Annotated in this window: 16 protein-coding genes; 9 read left to right on the top strand and 7 right to left on the bottom strand. The window is 54.0% G+C overall.

Going from position 1 to position 17,052, the window contains the following annotated elements; translation table 11 throughout:
- Positions 1-137: NAD(P)(+) transhydrogenase (Re/Si-specific) subunit beta (locus tag KW849_RS09445; protein WP_218429155.1), on the top strand; the 137-nt coding region annotated here is incomplete at its 5' end.
- Positions 138-260: 123 nt separating this feature from the next.
- Here the strand turns inward: KW849_RS09445 and KW849_RS09440 are convergent.
- Entirely contained in the window at positions 261-1,151 is an 891-nt protein-coding gene (locus KW849_RS09440; protein ID WP_095946308.1) for a LysR family transcriptional regulator, read from the bottom strand.
- 164 nt (positions 1,152-1,315) lie between these two features.
- Between KW849_RS09440 and KW849_RS09435 the strand changes: the two genes are divergently transcribed.
- The 4 genes from KW849_RS09435 to KW849_RS09420 all read left to right on the top strand — a co-directional run bounded on the left by KW849_RS09435 (position 1,316) and on the right by KW849_RS09420 (position 6,549).
- Positions 1,316-2,398, top strand: coding sequence for a 4-oxalomesaconate tautomerase (locus KW849_RS09435; protein ID WP_218429125.1), 1,083 nt, complete (start codon positions 1,316-1,318; stop codon positions 2,396-2,398).
- Between the two features lie 43 nt (positions 2,399-2,441).
- The gene (locus tag KW849_RS09430; protein WP_218429124.1) at positions 2,442-3,776 is read left to right on the top strand and encodes a dicarboxylate/amino acid:cation symporter; all 1,335 of its coding nucleotides are present in this window, start codon (positions 2,442-2,444) and stop codon (positions 3,774-3,776) included.
- 123 nt (positions 3,777-3,899) lie between these two features.
- On the top strand, positions 3,900-5,204 hold the full coding sequence (locus KW849_RS09425; protein WP_218429123.1) for a CitMHS family transporter: 1,305 nt from the start codon (positions 3,900-3,902) through the stop codon (positions 5,202-5,204).
- 91 nt (positions 5,205-5,295) lie between these two features.
- The gene (locus tag KW849_RS09420) at positions 5,296-6,549 is read left to right on the top strand and encodes an OprD family porin (protein WP_218429122.1); all 1,254 of its coding nucleotides are present in this window, start codon (positions 5,296-5,298) and stop codon (positions 6,547-6,549) included.
- A 217-nt stretch (positions 6,550-6,766) separates the two neighbouring features.
- On the opposite strand, the gene KW849_RS09415 is transcribed toward KW849_RS09420, so the two are convergent.
- Together KW849_RS09415 and KW849_RS09410 are read right to left on the bottom strand one after the other, a co-directional pair.
- A complete protein-coding gene (locus tag KW849_RS09415) occupies positions 6,767-7,201 on the bottom strand; it encodes a CBS domain-containing protein (RefSeq protein WP_218429121.1) in 435 nt (144 codons plus the stop codon).
- Between the two features lie 140 nt (positions 7,202-7,341).
- Positions 7,342-8,349 (bottom strand): AraC family transcriptional regulator, encoded by a 1,008-nt coding sequence (locus tag KW849_RS09410; RefSeq protein ID WP_218429120.1) that lies wholly within the window; start codon positions 8,347-8,349, stop codon positions 7,342-7,344.
- A gap of 241 nt (positions 8,350-8,590) precedes the next feature.
- Between KW849_RS09410 and antA the strand changes: the two genes are divergently transcribed.
- Genes antA through antC form a run of 3 tightly spaced genes read left to right on the top strand, consistent with a single transcriptional unit; the run spans position 8,591 to position 11,516 of the window.
- Entirely contained in the window at positions 8,591-9,976 is a 1,386-nt protein-coding gene (gene antA, locus KW849_RS09405; RefSeq protein WP_218429119.1) for an anthranilate 1,2-dioxygenase large subunit, read from the top strand.
- A gap of 1 nt (position 9,977) precedes the next feature.
- Positions 9,978-10,466: an anthranilate 1,2-dioxygenase small subunit gene (gene antB / locus KW849_RS09400; RefSeq protein ID WP_218429118.1), complete on the top strand. Its 489-nt coding sequence runs from the start codon at positions 9,978-9,980 to the stop codon at positions 10,464-10,466.
- Positions 10,467-10,484: 18 nt separating this feature from the next.
- On the top strand, positions 10,485-11,516 hold the full coding sequence (gene antC, locus KW849_RS09395) for an anthranilate 1,2-dioxygenase electron transfer component AntC (protein WP_218429117.1): 1,032 nt from the start codon (positions 10,485-10,487) through the stop codon (positions 11,514-11,516).
- A gap of 89 nt (positions 11,517-11,605) precedes the next feature.
- On the opposite strand, the gene KW849_RS09390 is transcribed toward antC, so the two are convergent.
- Both KW849_RS09390 and KW849_RS09385 read right to left on the bottom strand, forming a co-directional pair.
- Positions 11,606-13,153 carry a methyl-accepting chemotaxis protein gene (locus tag KW849_RS09390; RefSeq protein ID WP_218429116.1) on the bottom strand — a complete coding sequence of 516 codons (1,548 nt, stop codon included), beginning with the start codon at positions 13,151-13,153 and terminating at the stop codon, positions 11,606-11,608.
- A gap of 92 nt (positions 13,154-13,245) precedes the next feature.
- Positions 13,246-14,193: a transporter gene (locus KW849_RS09385; protein ID WP_256357137.1), complete on the bottom strand. Its 948-nt coding sequence runs from the start codon at positions 14,191-14,193 to the stop codon at positions 13,246-13,248.
- 378 nt (positions 14,194-14,571) lie between these two features.
- Between KW849_RS09385 and KW849_RS09380 the strand changes: the two genes are divergently transcribed.
- Positions 14,572-15,162, top strand: a complete 591-nt coding sequence (locus KW849_RS09380) for an SDR family NAD(P)-dependent oxidoreductase (protein WP_218429115.1) — start codon at positions 14,572-14,574, stop codon at positions 15,160-15,162.
- Between the two features lie 54 nt (positions 15,163-15,216).
- On the opposite strand, the gene KW849_RS09375 is transcribed toward KW849_RS09380, so the two are convergent.
- Positions 15,217-15,759 carry a flavin reductase family protein gene (locus tag KW849_RS09375; RefSeq protein ID WP_218429114.1) on the bottom strand — a complete coding sequence of 181 codons (543 nt, stop codon included), beginning with the start codon at positions 15,757-15,759 and terminating at the stop codon, positions 15,217-15,219.
- A gap of 25 nt (positions 15,760-15,784) precedes the next feature.
- On the bottom strand, positions 15,785-17,023 hold the full coding sequence (locus tag KW849_RS09370; RefSeq protein WP_218429113.1) for a styrene monooxygenase/indole monooxygenase family protein: 1,239 nt from the start codon (positions 17,021-17,023) through the stop codon (positions 15,785-15,787).
- Positions 17,024-17,052: the final 29 nt, after the last annotated feature.

Below are 17,052 nucleotides of genomic sequence, written 5' to 3'. Positions count from 1 at the left end.
CCATCATCGTCAACAAGCGCTCGATGGCCAGCGGCTATGCCGGTCTGGATAACGAACTGTTCTACCTGGACAAGACCATGATGGTGTTCGGCGACGCCAAGAAGGTCATCGAAGACATGGTCAAGGCCGTCGAGTAAAACCTGCCCCGCCCTTCCCCAAAACCCCGGCCATTGACAGGACGGGGTTTTGGGGAGGGTGAAGCCCATCCACTCACCAGTGAAGTCTGCTCGACGACGCTTGCTATAAAAACCGCCGATCCCTCATTGCGGCCATTGTTCGAGCAGTATTGAAACGAATTTCTCCGCTGCGGGGGATAGTGATGCCCCCCGACGGTAAACCAATCCCAATGATCGATTCACCACAGGCTCTATCAAAGGGACGCTTACCAGCGTTGGGTGATCCCCGGCAGGCATTGCCAGACTCGGCATCGCCGATACGCCGAGCCCAGCCTCTACCAGGCCCAGAGAAGTGGACAAGTGCTGTACCTCGTAGAACCACTGTGGGCGCCAGCTCAAGCCTGATAAAGCGTGATCCAGCAGCATACGGTTTCCGCTCAGGCGACCCACGCCGATAAGACGATAATCGCTGAGTTCAGACCAGGTCACCGAGCTACGTTCAGCCAACTCATGATCACGCCTGCAGGCCAACACAAAAGGTTCATTCACTAATGGCACGAACTCGATATCCGGGTGCTGGCCGCTCATCATATTGATGCCGAAATCGGCTTCGCCCCGCAGGACTGCCTCAAGGCCTTCATTCGCACTAAGGTCTAGCAGCCGGATTCGAATTTTAGGATAGCGCTCGTTGTACAGGCGGATCACCGAAGGCAGAAAGTAGAAGGCGGCAGTCGGAATACACGCCAGGGTCACTCTGCCAATTTGACGTTCCGCGAGCTCGCGGATATTGAGAATCGACTCATCGAAATCGTCCAGTAATCGCCGTGCCTTAGGCAGAAAATCTCTACCTACGCTGGTCAGGCTGACCTTGCGCGTTGTGCGATCGAGCAATGAGGTTCCCAACCCTTCTTCCAGCTTTTTGATTCGCCGGCTCAAGGCTGGCTGAGACAGATGCAGGGCATCAGCCGCTTCGTGAAAACTGCCCAGTTCGGCAATCTTCACGAAAGATCGTATGTCATTAAGCTCATAGTCCATTTTTTGTCATGCCTGCAACGAGGATGGATAGCAATCTACTTCAATTTAATCATTCGTCAAACGCAATAATAGCGACGATATTTGCATTGGAAACATTTTTTAAAGCCTGACACTCTTGCCTCAAGAACATCAATTACCCCGATTGATCAACAAGAGTCTGTGTCATGCAAAGAATTCCCTGTGTGCTAATGCGTGGCGGTACCTCCAAAGGCCCGGTATTTCTCGCTTGGGATTTACCTGCAGCCATCGAAGCCCGTGACGAGCTGCTGCTCAACCTGATGGGCTCAGGTCATGAGCTGGAAATCGATGGCATCGGCGGCGGCAGCCCGCAAACCAGCAAAGTAGCCATTGTCAGCCCTTCGTTGCACCCAGATGCGGATGTCGACTATCTGTTCGTCCAAGTGATGGTTTCACAACGTCGGGTGGACACCGCTCCCAACTGCGGCAACATGCTGTGCGCCGTTGGTCCGTTTGCTATTGAACAGGGGCTGGTCAAGGCGTCCCGCGAACGTACTCGCGTGCGCATTCGCAATTTGAACACAGGGACATTTGTGAATTCCGAAGTGCAGACCCCGGATGGCAAGGTCAGTTACGAGGGAGAGACTGCAATCGACGGCGTGCCGGGTACCGCTGCACCGGTGCAACTGACCTTCCTCGATGCCGCCGGCAGTAAGACTGGCAAACTCTTCCCTACAGGAAACACACAGGATGTGATCGATAACGTTCCTGTGACCTGCATCGACATGGCAATGCCAATGCTCCTTGTCGAAGCTGGCCAGTTGGGCAAACGTGGAGATGAAAGCCCGGCCGAACTGGACGCCGACAAGGAGTTTTTGCGGCGCCTGGAGTCGTTGCGACTTCAAGCAGGCCTCGCAATGGGCCTGGGTGATGTCAGCGACAAGGTCATTCCCAAACCCGTATTGGTATCACCGGCCAAAGCCGGTGGCACGATCCAGGTTCGCTACTTCATGCCACACAACTGCCACCGTGCCCTTGCCATTACTGGCTCCATCGGCCTGGCCACCGCTTGCGTCACTGAAGGCAGCGTAGTCGCGCAGATGCTGGGTGGAATCAGTACCCCTCGTCTGGAAAATGTTCGAATCGAGCATCCAAGCGGCGCAATTGACGTCGTGTTGTCCTACACCGGTGCCAAGGGTGAGACCATTCGCGCCTCAGTCGTACGCACGGCACGCAGGCTATTCGCCGGTTACGTTTACGCCACTGCCTCTGCGCGACTTGCCGGATAGACCCGGTAGTCGTTGGCATTTTTGCATCAGCACAATTCTAAAAATGGGTGATGCCATGAAAGTTGTTAAATCGCTCTATTTCCAGATTCTCTGCGCTGTCCTGCTGGGCGTAATCGTCGGGCATTTCTGGGCTCAGCAAGCTATCGCTCTCAAGCCGCTCGGTGATGCCTTCATCAAGCTGATCAAGATGATGATTGCACCTGTCGTGTTCTGCACCATCGTCACCGGTATTGCCGGGATGAGTGACAAGCGTTCACTCGGCCGCTTGCTCAGCAAGACCATGTTGCTGTTTCTCGGGTTGACGGTGATCAGCCTGATCATCGGCCTGGTCGCGGTCTATGTGTTCAAGCCTGGCGCCGGCATGAACATCGATCCGAGTCAGTTGAGCACTAGCGGATTGACTCAATACACCGAGTCGGCTGCGCAGCTTGGGGTGGTCGAGTTTTTCATGCACATCATCCCCGATACCTTTATCGGTGCATTCAGCAAAGGTGAAGTACTGCCGGTGCTGTTCATTGCGGTGTTGTCTGGCTTTGCCCTGTCCTCGCTTGGCGAGCGTGGCAAGCCGGTGCTTGACGTTCTTGAAGCAGCGTCGCACATGGTGTTCAAGATTTTCTCTTACCTGATGCGTTTTGCACCCATCGGCGCTTTCGGCGCGTTGGCGTTCACGGTAGGGCAGTACGGCATCACTTCGCTTGGTTCGCTGGCGAAATTGATCATGACGTTGTACATCGCCTGCGGTTTCTTTGTTTTCGTGGTGCTGGGAAGCATTTGTCGCGCTAATGGCTTCAGTCTCTGGAAGCTGTTGCGATACTTCCGTGAGGAGTTTCTGGTGGTGCTGGGGACTTCGTCCACTGAACCTGTGATGCCACGCATGCTGGAGAAACTCGAAGCCTTGGGTTGCAGGAAAGGCGTGGTGGGTCTGGTGCTGCCCACTGGTTATTCGTTCAACCTGGATGGCACTGCCATCTATCTGTCGCTGGCCGCCATTTTCATTGCCCAAGCCTGCAACATCGACCTCACCCTCACCCAGACCATCACCATGTTGGCGATCATGCTGTTGTCTTCAAAAGGAGCTGCCGGCGTTACCGGCAGCGGTTTTGTCGCACTGGCATCTACGCTGACCGTGATGCACGACATTCCATTGGCCGGCTTGGCCTTGCTGATTGGCATCGATCGTTTCATGTCTGAGGCACGTGCACTGACCAGCCTGGCCAGCAATGCTGTGGCAACCGTCGTGATCTCTATCTCGGAAAATGCTTGCAACCGGGAAACGCTGATACAGACCCTGGACGGAAAACCTGTTCCGGCTGAGGCGCTGGCCAAGAAAGAATCCTGGGAAGACCTGGAAGTCACCAAGCACGCCAAGATCGGATAGTTCCTACTCCTGACTTTACTCAAAACCCACCCGCCAGGCACCGTTGATCGTGTCGCTTGGCGGGTTGGGGTGCGTACGCCTCGGCGTCAGCCACTCTAACGATAACAACAAGAGAATCGTCCTATGCTCGCTTTCCTTGGCTTAGCCATGGTGGTCGTATTCACCTTCCTCATAATGACTAAGCGTTTGTCGCCCATTGTCGCACTGACTGTTGTGCCCATCGTATTCGCCGTCATTGGCGGATTTGGCGGTACCACCGGCAAGATGATGCTCGACGGCCTGAAAATGGTCGCCCCTTCAGCCGCACTCCTTTTATTCGCAATCCTGTTCTTTGGCTTGATGATCGACGCCGGTTTGTTCGATCCACTGATTCGCAAAATTTTGAAGCGAGTCAATGGTGACCCAATGAAGATCGCTGTTGGCACTGCCCTCCTCTCCTTGCTTGTAGCCTTGGACGGTGACGGCACAACCACTTACATGATTACTTGCGCGGCAATGCTGCCGCTGTACAAGCGCATCGGCATGAACCCGATGATATTGGCGACCATCGCTATGTTGTCTCTCAGCATTATGAGTGGCATGACGCCATGGGGCGGACCCGCGACTCGCGCGATCGCGGCGTTGGGTCTGGATGCAGGTGAATACTTCGTGCCTTTGCTACCGACCATGATCGGTGGTGCGATGTGGGTAGTCTTTAGCGCATTTTTGCTGGGCCGTGCCGAGCGTAAGCGTATCGGCAATATTCAGCTGCAAAGTGGTGGCGGCGATTGCTACATCGAGGCGATTCTTGAGGACACACCGCACAAGCGTCCCAAGCTTGCGTACATCAACCTGCTACTCGTAGCCGCAGTGATGGTGGCTCTCGTGATGGGGCTGATGCACTCCGCGATTCTGTTCCTGATCGGCTTCGTTCTGGCGCTGATGATCAACTATCCACAATTGGACATTCAGAAAGAACGCATCCTTGCCCATTCGGGCAACGCCATGACCGTCGTGTTGCTGGTGTTTGCAGCCGGGATTTTTGCCGGGATTTTTTCGGGTACAAAAATGGTCGACGCCTTGGCCCAAACCCTCGTCGACTGGATTCCGCCGTCCTGGGGGCACCTGTTCCCACTGGTCGTTGCGATCACCAGCATGCCGCTGACTTTCGTGCTGTCTAACGACGCCTACTATTTTGGCGTATTGCCGATCCTGGCCAATGCGGCCGCAGCTTATGGCATTGATCCCGTGGAGATCGCCCGGGCGTCTATTCTCGGACAGCCAGTACACCTGATGAGCCCTCTGGTCGCTTCTACTCTATTGCTGGTGGGAATGGTCGACCGCGATATTGGCGACTTCCAGAAAGCCACTGTCAAATGGGCGGTGCTCACCTCCCTGGTGGTTACTGCACTGGCCTTGTTAACCGGGGCAATCAGCCTGTTCACCTGATTCACCCAAATCTTATGCCGTCTTCCAACGAGCCTCACTAGCGAGGCGCGCGCTGTCCTGCACTCTAAAAAACAACAATGAGTAATTTGCCATGAGCTTTTTGTATTCCCGTCAGGCTTTGTTTTGCGTTTTAGGTTTGTTGCCAATGGCCGGTGCCAGCGCCGAAGGCTTTATCGATGACAGCAAACTTAAACTGCAACTACGGAATGTGTATTTCAACGAAAACTTTCGTGACGAACACGGCATGAGCACACGAGCAGCGAGAACCGCAAAAAGTGAGCGAACTGAGTGGGCTCAAGGATTCTTGCTGGACTATCAGTCAGGATTTACACAAGGGACGATGGGGTTTGGCATTGATGCCCTTGGTCTGTTTGGGGTCAAGCTCGACTCAGGCCGTGGCCGTAGCGGTACCGGACTATTGCCGGTTCATGATGACGGTCGGGCGGCCGACGAGTTTGCCAGTGCCGGCGTTACAGCAAAAGCACGGCTTGCAAAGACCACCGTCAAATACGGCACCTTGCTGCCCAAGACCCCTGTGCTGATTTACAACGATGCGAGATTGTTGCCACAGACCTATCAAGGCACCCAAATAAGCAGCAGCGACATAGAAAACCTTACCGTCACCGGAGGATACCTGGACCGTTTCAAACTCCGGGACTCTACCGACAGCATGCCGATCGTACCTGACGGTTTCAGTGGGGATAAATCAGGAGATTTCAGCTACGCCGGTGCCGAATATAAATTGGGCAAGGACATCCGGCTGAGCTATTTCTATGGCGAGCTCGATAACTTTTATCGCCAGAACTTCGCAGGCATCCAACACGATTTGCCGTTGGCCGGTGGAGTGCTCACCAGTGACTTGCGCTACTTCCATAGCGCTGATACCGGATCTGCCTTCGACGGCAAAATCGACAACGACATGCTCAGTGGCCAACTATCGTATGCCATCGCGGGCCATACGATGGGGGGTGGCTATCAGACCCTTAGCGGCGATGCAGGCTTACCCTTCATCAGTGGTGCTACCGTCTATTCATTCAGTAACGCTGGCATTGGCAAATTCATTGAGGAAGACGAGAAGACCTGGATGCTTAATTACGGCTACAACTTCGCGGCCGCAGGCGTGCCTGGCTTAACCTTTTCCACGCGCTACCTGAGCGGCAATGACGGTAAATCCGATACCACCGTCAAGGAATGGGAGCGTGATACCGAGCTGGCTTACGTCGTTCAAGGAGGTTCTTTCAACGGCCTGGGCGTGCGCCTTCGCAACTATGTCTACCGCTCGGATTTTTCCCGGGGGCGTGACAGCAACCGGATCTACCTGACCTACGACATTGTTCTTTGGTAGGGCACGGATCACGACCGGATACCAAGGCTCGGGGCCGCGATCACGAGCCAATCCATTTGAACGAGCGATAAAAAGAACCTCCGCCCGAGGCCATTCGAACGATGGCTTGCGGATCTCCCCTGACACCGCAATGCATAAAGCACCGCTCGTGGTAACCGACATTGTTTGTGGGGGAAGCTTTTTTTGCCTGCGCGTAAATTTTGGTCATGACAGGCAATCAATGACCACGAATATACTGCTCCAGATGCAGAATCAGGTCTGCTTGCTCTGTAATTGCAGCCTTGACCAGATCACCAATCGACAGCAAGCCAATTAATCTTTCGTTTTCTACAACCGGCAGGTGCCGAAGATGACGTTCGGTCATGAGACCCATGCAAGTCTCAATGCTCTGACAAGGGTCCACCGTTATCACGGGTGAACTCATAATCGACCTGATGGGGGTGCCCGCGGAGGAGCGCCCCTGTAGCACCATCTTGCGCGCATAATCCCGCTCACTGATAACACCGATAACAACACCGTTCTCAATGACGGGTAGCGCTCCAACATTTCGTTCAGCCATCGCCCTGACAGCTTCAATGACCATTTGCTCCGGTGCAACGGTGTAAACGTTCCGTTCGGATTTTAAACTGATTAATTGCGCAACTGTTTTCATAATTAGCCTCTCTTGTTTTTATCACGCACAAGCGCCCTATGCTGGGCGCTCAGTCAGCAAGCAACTCAACGAATAATGAAACTGGTTTTAATCAGTAGAGCTCCACCACTACAATCCAGCACCTGGAGCCGACTTTACGACTAGTGCTTTCGACTCCGCTCAACTGTTTTTGACGGCACTTCCAAAAATAACTTCTTGTAGTCAGATGAGAATCGGCCCAAGTGGTTGAATCCCCACTGCATCGCCACCGCAGTAATATTGCCATTGCATCCACCTTCCAGCAGCGCCTGCCTTACCGCTTCCAACCGAAAACGCTTTAAATAAACAGTCGGCGTGATACCGAAATACTTCTTGAAGTCATCATAGAGCTTGAAGCGAGAGACACCCACCGCCCGTCCAACCTCGTCCAGGTCGACTTCATCGCTGGCGTGCTCATGTATAAGCTTCTTGGCTTTTAATAAGTATTCAGGACATCGGGATTGCGAAAGGCTAGCCAATTCGCTCGAATAATTATTTGGCTGCGACAGGATCAAACCCTTTATCAACGCCTTTTCAATATCACGGGTAATGGAGACATGACCAAAAAAATCACGTGCCTGATCCATCTCCACAAGCAGGAATTTTACCAGCCGCCACCATGCGCCAGGGGCTCCGTCACTTGTACTTATTTGGGTTTCGAAGATAATCGGCTGTTGCGTTGGCCGCTGTAACAGTTCCTCCAACACCTGGCGCATTGCTGTACACGTAATGGCAACCTGAATTTTTCGACAATTACCTGCCATAGAGAGTTCTTGCTGATCATAAGGCGATACGATTATTCCGTTTTCGTTATCGGACATCAGCAACCCATTGGGTTTTCGCAGTTCCTGCTCACCACTGATTGGCAGACTGATGCTGTAACGATTGAGTACCGACGCATCAATATCGATAGTGACATCGGTACCGTATTCGATATATCCAATCACTGTAGACATCGACTTCAAAACATTTCCGGCATGTTGAAAATGAAGTCGCTGCGGGGACGATGCCTTGAGCTCGTGAGGGCCGCAGATATTCACCATCCAGGCTTGCGCACCTTGTACATCATGATGCACCGCATGGATGTCTTGAAATTCAGCATTGTTCCCGGCATGAGTTTGCAGATTCATCGCAGCACCACGAGAGTTACAGGTCAGGCTACAACCGTACTTTCAACGCCTCGGAATCACTATCCGCATAATGCAAAAATCATCTTGAAAACGCACAAAAGAAACCCGCCATGTATGTCCCATAAAGAGCGGGCCGTACTCCCTCAAAAGCGGATAGATATCGTCTCGAATCCGGATAGATGCACCCCACAAAAAGGCTTTCAATCGGGGGGAGCCTAAAAACTACAAAAGGGTGTACCTGATGAACAACTCGAGAAGCATTGCCCAGTGGCAAGAATACATCCAGGGCTGCCTGGATTTCCGTCCGGCTGAAGGCATTTACCGCATCGCCCGTGACATGTTCACAGAGCCGGAACTGTTCGACCTGGAGATGGAACTGATCTTCGAGAAGAACTGGATCTACGCCTGCCACGAGAGTGAAATCGCCAACCCCAATGATTTCCTGACGATGCGTGCGGGTCGTCAGCCCATGATCATCACCCGCGATGGCAACAATCAGCTCCACGCGCTGATCAACGCTTGTCAGCATCGGGGCGCGACGCTGACTCGCGTCAGCAAAGGCAACCAGTCCACCTTCACCTGCCCGTTCCACGCCTGGTGTTACAAAAGTGACGGCCGCCTGGTCAAGGTCAAGGCCCCGGGGGAATACCCGGAAGGCTTCGACAAGGCTACCCGCGGCCTGAAGAAAGCCCGGATCGAGAGCTACAAGGGTTTCGTTTTCATTAGTCTGGACGTCAACGGCAGCGACTCGCTGGAAGACTACCTCGGCGATGCAAAGGTGTTCTTCGACATGATGGTCGCCCAGTCTCCTACCGGCGAGCTGGAAATACTGCCCGGCAAGTCGACCTACAGCTACGACGGCAACTGGAAACTGCAGCACGAAAACGGTCTGGACGGTTATCACGTCAGCACCGTGCACTACAACTATGTCTCCACGGTGCAGCATCGCCAACAAGTCAATGCGGCCAATGGCGGCAGCTCCGACACACTGGACTACAGCAAACTGGGCGCCGGCGATGCCGAAACCGACGACGGCTGGTTCTCGTTCAAGAATGGCCACAGCCTCTTGTTCAGCGATATGCCCAACCCGACCGTGCGCGCCGGTTATGCCAGCGTCATGCCGCGCCTGGTGGAGGAATACGGCCAGCAGCAGGCTGAGTGGATGATGCACCGCCTGCGCAACCTCAACATCTACCCAAGCCTGTTCTTCATGGATCAGATCAGCTCACAGCTGCGTATCGTGCGTCCGGTAGCCTGGAACAAGACAGAAATCACCAGCCAGTGCATCGGCGTCAAAGGTGAGTCCGACGCGGATCGGGAAAACCGCATTCGCCAGTTCGAAGACTTCTTCAACGTTTCAGGCATGGGAACCCCCGACGACCTGGTGGAGTTTCGTGAAGCCCAGCGCGGCTTCCAGGCACGCCTTGAGCGCTGGAACGAAGTGTCCCGCGGCAGTGAAAAATGGGTCGAAGGCCCCACTCCCAACAGCGAGGTCCTGGGCATCAACCCGGTACTGACCGGGACCGAGTTCACCCATGAGGGCCTCTACATCAATCAGCACGGTTCCTGGCAGCGCTTCCTTCTGCAAGGTCTGGAACAAAAAGCCCTGAAGTTGAAGGAGGTGTGAAATGAGCGCACTACAACATTCCGTCGAGCAGTTTCTTTACCGTAAATCCGAGCTGTGCGATCAGCAGGATTGGGATGCCTACATCGCCCTCTTCGATGAGCAGAGTGAATTCCACCTGCCGCAATGGGAGTCGGAGCATGTGTACACCACCGACCCCAAGCGCAGCATGTCGCTGATTTACTACTCGAACCGCTCTGGCCTTGAAGACCGGGTGTTTCGTCTGCGCACGGGTAAATCGGCGGCGTCAAACCCGATGCCGCGCACCCTGCACCAGATCAGCAACGTGCGGATCAGGGAGATCGATAACGGTTTGCTCGAGGTCAAGGCAGCCTGGGTCACCCTGTACACCCGACAGGGGTTGTCCGAGCAGTTCTACGGCCATGTGACCTACCACCTTAAAGCGGTCGCAGACAGCTGGAAGATCACTCGCAAACACATCGTGTTACTCAATGACACCATCAACTCAGTGCTTGATTTCTATCACCTGTGACCTGCGGAGCACGCTGTCATGAACCATAAAGTCGCTTTCAGCTTCGCCGATGGCAAGACCTCGTTCTTCGAGGTCAAGCCAAACGAGTTGTTGCTCGACGCTGCGCTGCGCAATGGCGTGAACATCCCGCTGGACTGTCGCGAAGGTGTCTGCGGCACCTGTCAGGGGCGCTGCGAATCAGGTCAATACACTCAAGATTATGTCGATGACGAGGCCTTGTCCGAACACGATCTGGCACAACGCAAGATGCTCTCTTGCCAGACTCGAGTGCAATCGGATGCGTCGTTCTATTTCGATTTCGATTCGAGCTTGTGCAACGCTGGGGCAACTCAACTGTTGCAAGCGGTGATTACCCGTGTGGAGCAGGTTTCAGCCACGACCGCGATCCTTCATCTCGACGCATGCTCCAGCCTGCAGCAATTGGAATTTCTTCCGGGGCAATACGCACGACTGCATGTGCCTGGAACCAGTGAGTGGCGCTCCTATTCTTTTGCCAACCGACCCAATCCCACTAACCAGCTTCAATTTCTCATCCGCCTCCTGCCGGATGGCGTGATGAGCAACTTCATCCGTGAGCATTGCCAACCCGGTCAAATCATCGAGTTCGAAGCCCCTTTGGGTAGCTTTTATCTACGCCAGGTGACCAAGCCTCTGGTGCTGGTCGCAGGAGGAACCGGCCTGTCGGCCTTCCTCGGGATGCTGGATAACATCGCGGAAAAGGGTGGCTGCGGACACCCGATCCAGCTGTTCTATGGTGTCACTCAGGACAATGACCTGTGCGAAACCCAACGACTGGCGGACTATCGCGAACGTATCGTGGATTTCGACTACCACCTCATCGTGTCGAGGCCATCAGAGCAGTGGAAAGGGAAAACCGGATGGATTCCTGATCACTTTGACCGAAATGCGTTTGAGGCTGATCCATTCGATATTTACCTGTGCGGCCCTCCGCCAATGGTGGAAGCGGTCAAGACCTGGTTCATCGAGCAGCGAATCGAAAAATTCCAGATGTTTTACGAGAAGTTCATCGAGAGCAATTCAAAACATTAAGAACCATGGGGAGTATCTGGGATCGACCAGATACTCCCCTCGCTTTTTATCAACTGACTGGCCTCGTTCAACTCCCATTCGCTAAAGATTCAACGATCGAAACGCTCCGCCAGGTTTTTCAGAGCCTCGGCCTGAGACTTCAAGTCCTCACCAATTCTTTGACCGTCCAAAGCCTTATCGACGCTCTGTTTCGATAGCTCGGCCACTTGTAGAACCTGCTGTGACAAGCTCTCTACCACTTGCGATTGCTGCTCCATGGCAGAGGCGATCTGCATGCTCATGCCCGATATTTGAGTCAACGAGGAATTCACTCCAGCCAGATTTCCTTGCACCGACATCACCTCACGAGTGCTGTGTCGCGCGAATTCTCGACCCTCGTCGGTCAGTTGGACGGTACGTTCGGTAGCATCACGCAGTTGCAGCAAGAGCGGTTGAATTTGCTGGGTTGCTTCTTGAGTACGTGTTGCCAGTTGCCGTACCTCGTCAGCAACAACACTGAACCCCCTGCCCGCTTCGCCGGCGCGAGCAGCTTCAATGGCAGCATTCAAAGCCAGCAAATTAGTTTGTCCAGCAATCGAACTGATGATGTTGGTGATTGCGCCGATGGCCTCGGTGGAGCTGGCCAACTGTTGGACTGCCACTGCAATATTCCCGACGGATGTACTGAGTTGCTGCATTGCGTCAAGGCTCTTGCCGGACAATTGCTCGCCATGGCTGGCGAGCCTGACAGCTTCTTGGGTGGCCAGATTCGTTGCCTGAACATTACTGGCGACCTCCTGGATAGTGGCTGCCAGTTCGCTGAGGGCAGTTACTGACAAGTCGGTTTCATCACGCTGACGTTCGAGACGCTGAGTCTCGGCCTGGATCAATTGGGCAAGCCCGACTACCTGCTGCTCAACGAAGCCTCCAGTCGTGCCGATTCGCGACAACGCGCTTTGCAGGCGGCTTTCTTCTGCAACCAAGGCCATTTCCATTAACGCGGCAGCACCTCGCGCATTACTGTAGATATCGGCGGTCAACGAGTCGGCAAACGCTTTGGGATGGGCAACGAAAATCTGCATGACGGCACGGTTCTGTCGCCAATCCTGAAGGCCCGCCATAACGGCAAATCCAGCCACGACCACAGCACTCTGGGCCCAAAAAGAATCCAGCTGCCAAAGGCCTGCCGAAAACAATAGACCCAGCGGCAAGCTCGGTAATGCAGACGCCACCATTCGATCAAGACGAGAACCCCACTGAAGAATTGCCCCACCAGAACTCAACCGTGAATAGAGCTTTTCCGCGCGCTCTGTCTGCACTTGCGATGGTGAGCTATAGACTGCCCCGTAGGCCTCAATCCCATCAGCGCCGAACACCGGTTTTATGTAAACGTTCAACCAATAGGTTGTGCCATCCTTGCGCCGATTCTTCAACAGCCCCATCCACGGCTTTCGTTGTTGCAGCGCACTCCACAGGCTACTGAAAATGTGTGCGGGCATATCAGGATGTTTAAGAAGACTGCTTGATTGATGCAACAACTCCTGACTCGTATACCCGCTAAGTTTGATAAAAGCTTCGCTACCGTGGGTAATGCGCCCCTGTAGGTCGGTACGGCATATCAGGACAGCATTGTCAGAGGAAGTACGGGGTGCGGACATGACTGAAAGGTCCCAAAAGAAAAAAGCCTGCCGATAAGGGCAGGCCGAGAGCAACAGTAGTTGAGTGCTATGGCACGATGACTGCGGCGGTCTTAAAAGTGATGAACATAGCGCACTTGCACACGACTCCCCTCTGGACGGTTCTCGACGTCCTGTTCGAAGTACGCGTTAAAAAACACATGATCGTCCTTGGAGAAGCTATACATTGCTCCCGGACCAATGGCCCATACCTTTTCACGGCGACCGGAAACCTCATGACCATCGACTTTGGTATCGGTGATTTGCTTTAGCCAATAGCCATTGATACCCAGGCGCAGCTGCGGCGTTACCGCATACTCGGTAGCAAAGTTTGCATGTAGGGCCTGGCCAGCTTGAATATCATCGGCGCCACCAAAGCCCGGGCCCGGATCATCATTCTTGCCGTTATAAAGATAGTGAGCTCGAACCGACGCCGTCCACTTTGGGGTAAACCAATAAGTGGCCGCCCAATAGGGATCAAACGACCAGGCGTTGGCGCCGGGGTTGATGTCATGTTTATTGTCGTATTTACCGGTCGGAACATTGACCTGCAATTCAATACGGTGCGCGAAACGCGGCCCATCCGGCCCCATGATCGGATCAAACTGGATCATCGGCCCCAATAGCAGATCACCCACGCCACTTTGAGCCTTTAGCGCCGCATTATTCAGTCCGTCATCGACCTCCATTCTGGTTACAAACGGCAGCAAAGCATTCATGCCCAGCGTCGCGTTGCCAACACGAAGATCGGAAAAATAGCTTATTTGTGTCACTGCAACCTGATAATCCAGTTCTTGCTTGGGCAAACCCAGCGCCTTGCCATTTTTATCTCGAAAACGATTAGCACTGTAGTTCTGGAAGTACTCCTGGAAATACCACCCCGCTCCCGCTGGCGGAGCGCCATCGAGAAAACTGGTAAATCCAAGATTGACTACCGGCAGGTCATACGCATACACCGGGGCGATACCCAAGAGACCAGATCCCAGCACGCATACCGATAGCAGTTTTATTTTTATTTTCATGACGCTCTCCACTTGCAGCAAGGCTAAAGGCAGAGTGGTTGAACGCAGCAATATGTACGTTGCCTCTCGGCACACCAGCTACGCTTCAACAAATCTAAATACCCATAGGATGTTCAGCAGGCATTTGTGTTTTAAAGCCACCATTTTTTTCATTGTGCGGCTGATCAGATCATGATCACCGCCCTGCTTTCTGACTATCCGCCAACTGCAGGGACTGTCCGATACACGCACATAAAACCAATCGATTATTTGTTTCTGGCGACGGATTTCTCTCCTGCATTTAAAATCCCCAGCTGCTTGTAAGGCGGGCTTCGGCTTCACTTGGATAAGCGATTATAGAGTTCTTCAGCGAACATCAGAGAGCGTTAACAACTTCATATGAATAGCAAAAGAAAAATTGCACTTGTAACGGGTGCTGGACAGAACACCGGGCGGGGTATCGCCCTTCGCCTGGCCAAGGAAGGGGCCGATATAGTGTTGGTCGATAAAGACGCAGCGTCGCTGAACGATACAGCCGATGAGATCACCGCAACAGGTCGTCGTGTGTCAGTTTTTTTGATCGATATCACCGGACGAGAACAACTTCGTGACGCAGTCGATCATGCTGAAAAAATATTTGGCAACTTCGACATCATGGTCAATAACCCCGGCTTTGAGAGAGAGGACGCAGAGGCTGATATTGGCTATGAAGAAGCCCAACGACTGATCAATCACAGTATTCAAAGCACATTGTGGGGAATTCAGGTCGCGGCGGATAAATTTCGTCAGCGACGCCAAAAAGGCACGATCATCAATATATCGTCCAGTGCCGGCCATGAGAATTCGTCTTTGGTGGATATCCACACCGCATCCAAAATGGCTGTGCGTGTGTTGACCCAGGCCGCATCCAAAGAGCTGGCCACGGACGGAATCATGGTCACTCTGCAATGCTTCGGAACCATCATTCCTGCAGCAAGATACGTGTCATAACAATAGGCATGCTTCGCCGCTCGGAAAGAACGGCGAAGTGCAACGTCGTCTGCCTTATCGGCTCAAACCAGGATGCTGCGCAGCCACTCGGTACTGCCCACCGTGAAACACCAGTGGGTCCCCTCCGCCATGGCGATAGTGTTCGATTTGTCCAAGGAAGATCAGATGGTCACCCCCTTCATACTGAGTGACATTGCGGCAGACCAGCGTGGCAATCACGCCATCGAGAAGCGGCACACCAGCCTCTCCAGCCTTGAAGGCCACACCCGAAAACTTGTCTGGCGCAGGCCGTGCAAAACGTCCGGAAATGTCATGTTGATCAGCGCCCAGGACGTTGATCGCAAAATGGCCGCACGACAGGTAGTCCGCCAGACTCGGAGCGTTGCGAGCAATACTCCAAAGCACCAGCGGCGGATCGAGTGAGACCGATGAAAAAGAATTAGCGGTCATGCCAACATTGCGCCCATCGGTTGTGCGCGTAGTGATGACGGTAACACCCGTGGCAAATTGCCCGAGGAGATTGCGCAGTTCGCGCGGATCGCAATCCTGTGCGTTGACCAGATCATGCTCGATGGATTCTGCGGTAAGTGCATTCATGATGAACTCCTGTCTCGATGGCGGCTCAAGCGGCCTGACGAGTCTTTTTCTGAATAAAGGCCTGGCAAGACTGGGCGTCGAACCACCAAGGTGCAAAGGTGCGTGGATCATCGAAGCCGTTGGCGATAGCCGATGCCAGCGGTTGCGACCGGCTCGCGGTACCGAGCAGTTCGAGCAAGTGCTGAGGCGGTGGCGTCAGCATGGTGTTGGTCCACTTGACCACATGCCGGGCATAGCTCCAGTACTGCTCGAACGTGTCGTGCATCCAGTCAGGACCAAAGTCTTGCGCGCCACGCGCGACAATCGCGTCGAGGTAAACCTTGCTGCACTTGGCGGCATTGTTCGAACCCTGGCCGGTAATCGGGTCGTTGACGACCAGAGCATCGGCCATGCCAAAGACCTTGCGACCTGACGGCAGCGTCAACACCGGTTTGCGCACCATCGGCGTGAATCTGCCGGACAAGAAGCCCTTGTCATCGGTCATTTCCACGGAGCGGCAACGTTCGGCCTCCCAAGGGACGTAGCGATTGACCAGCTCCAGGCTTTTCTCGAGATGTTGCTCGGCGGAGATAATCCCCTGCCAGCAATCCATCGGCCCGCCCGGAATGCCTTCGAAGACCATGATTTCGCAAGGTCCGGTGGTCGTCAGGCAAGGAAACACAAAGTACTCACCTACACCGGGAATCAGGTTGAAGCTGACCCGGGAAAACGGCGACATCGGTGTCATGCCCTTCACATAGGTCAATGACAATGCCCTTTGCGGTTGCTGAAACTGAGTCCGCTCGGCATCTTTTTCAAACAGATTGACTATTTCGCCCTTACCCGCCGCCAGCAGTACCAGGTCGTGGCTGGTCGACAAAAGCTCCAACTCGGCCACACCGACATCCTGGATAATCACCTCGCCGCCGCGCTTCGCGACCTCGTCCATCCAGACTGGCATTTTCAGACGCTGATCGACCGATTGGGCGTAGCGATCCAGCCGGGTACTCCAGCTGAACAGTGGCTCATTCGGCTTCTCTGGGTCAGGCACTGCCAGACCAATACCTTCTACGGCCGGGCACTGGTCTTCCCAAAAGTTGAGGCCCAAATCACGCTCACTTTGCAGAGCAGCGTTGAACATGCACTGACTGGACATCACCTTACCGTTGCGAATGTCCTCGCCATTACGGTTAGTGGCCAGGGTCACATGGTAGCCCTTGGCGAGCAGGCCTAGAGCGAGTTGCAGGCCGGCTTGACCGGCTCCGACGATGGCGATTCGACGCATTGTTATTCTCCTGGTTATCGACGGTTACA

The organism is Pseudomonas sp. PDM26 (assembly GCF_019219185.1).
Lineage (GTDB): Bacteria > Pseudomonadota > Gammaproteobacteria > Pseudomonadales > Pseudomonadaceae > Aquipseudomonas.
This window is presented reverse-complemented; position numbering and strand designations above follow the sequence as displayed.

Bases quoted from the DNA above. Each gene is read 5' to 3' on its own strand.
- KW849_RS09440 (WP_095946308.1), bottom strand. From the start codon at position 1,151: ATGGACTATGAGCTTAATGACATACGATCTTTCGTGAAGATTGCCGAA.
- KW849_RS09435 (WP_218429125.1), top strand. From the start codon at position 1,316: ATGCAAAGAATTCCCTGTGTGCTAATGCGTGGCGGTACCTCCAAAGGC.
- KW849_RS09430 (WP_218429124.1), top strand. From the start codon at position 2,442: ATGGGTGATGCCATGAAAGTTGTTAAATCGCTCTATTTCCAGATTCTC.
- KW849_RS09425 (WP_218429123.1), top strand. From the start codon at position 3,900: ATGCTCGCTTTCCTTGGCTTAGCCATGGTGGTCGTATTCACCTTCCTC.
- KW849_RS09420 (WP_218429122.1), top strand. From the start codon at position 5,296: ATGAGCTTTTTGTATTCCCGTCAGGCTTTGTTTTGCGTTTTAGGTTTG.
- KW849_RS09415 (WP_218429121.1), bottom strand. From the start codon at position 7,201: ATGAAAACAGTTGCGCAATTAATCAGTTTAAAATCCGAACGGAACGTT.
- KW849_RS09410 (WP_218429120.1), bottom strand. From the start codon at position 8,349: ATGAATCTGCAAACTCATGCCGGGAACAATGCTGAATTTCAAGACATC.
- antA (WP_218429119.1), top strand. From the start codon at position 8,591: ATGAACAACTCGAGAAGCATTGCCCAGTGGCAAGAATACATCCAGGGC.
- antB (WP_218429118.1), top strand. From the start codon at position 9,978: ATGAGCGCACTACAACATTCCGTCGAGCAGTTTCTTTACCGTAAATCC.
- antC (WP_218429117.1), top strand. From the start codon at position 10,485: ATGAACCATAAAGTCGCTTTCAGCTTCGCCGATGGCAAGACCTCGTTC.
- KW849_RS09390 (WP_218429116.1), bottom strand. From the start codon at position 13,153: ATGTCCGCACCCCGTACTTCCTCTGACAATGCTGTCCTGATATGCCGT.
- KW849_RS09385 (WP_256357137.1), bottom strand. From the start codon at position 14,193: ATGAAAATAAAAATAAAACTGCTATCGGTATGCGTGCTGGGATCTGGT.
- KW849_RS09380 (WP_218429115.1), top strand. From the start codon at position 14,572: ATGAATAGCAAAAGAAAAATTGCACTTGTAACGGGTGCTGGACAGAAC.
- KW849_RS09375 (WP_218429114.1), bottom strand. From the start codon at position 15,759: ATGAATGCACTTACCGCAGAATCCATCGAGCATGATCTGGTCAACGCA.
- KW849_RS09370 (WP_218429113.1), bottom strand. From the start codon at position 17,023: ATGCGTCGAATCGCCATCGTCGGAGCCGGTCAAGCCGGCCTGCAACTC.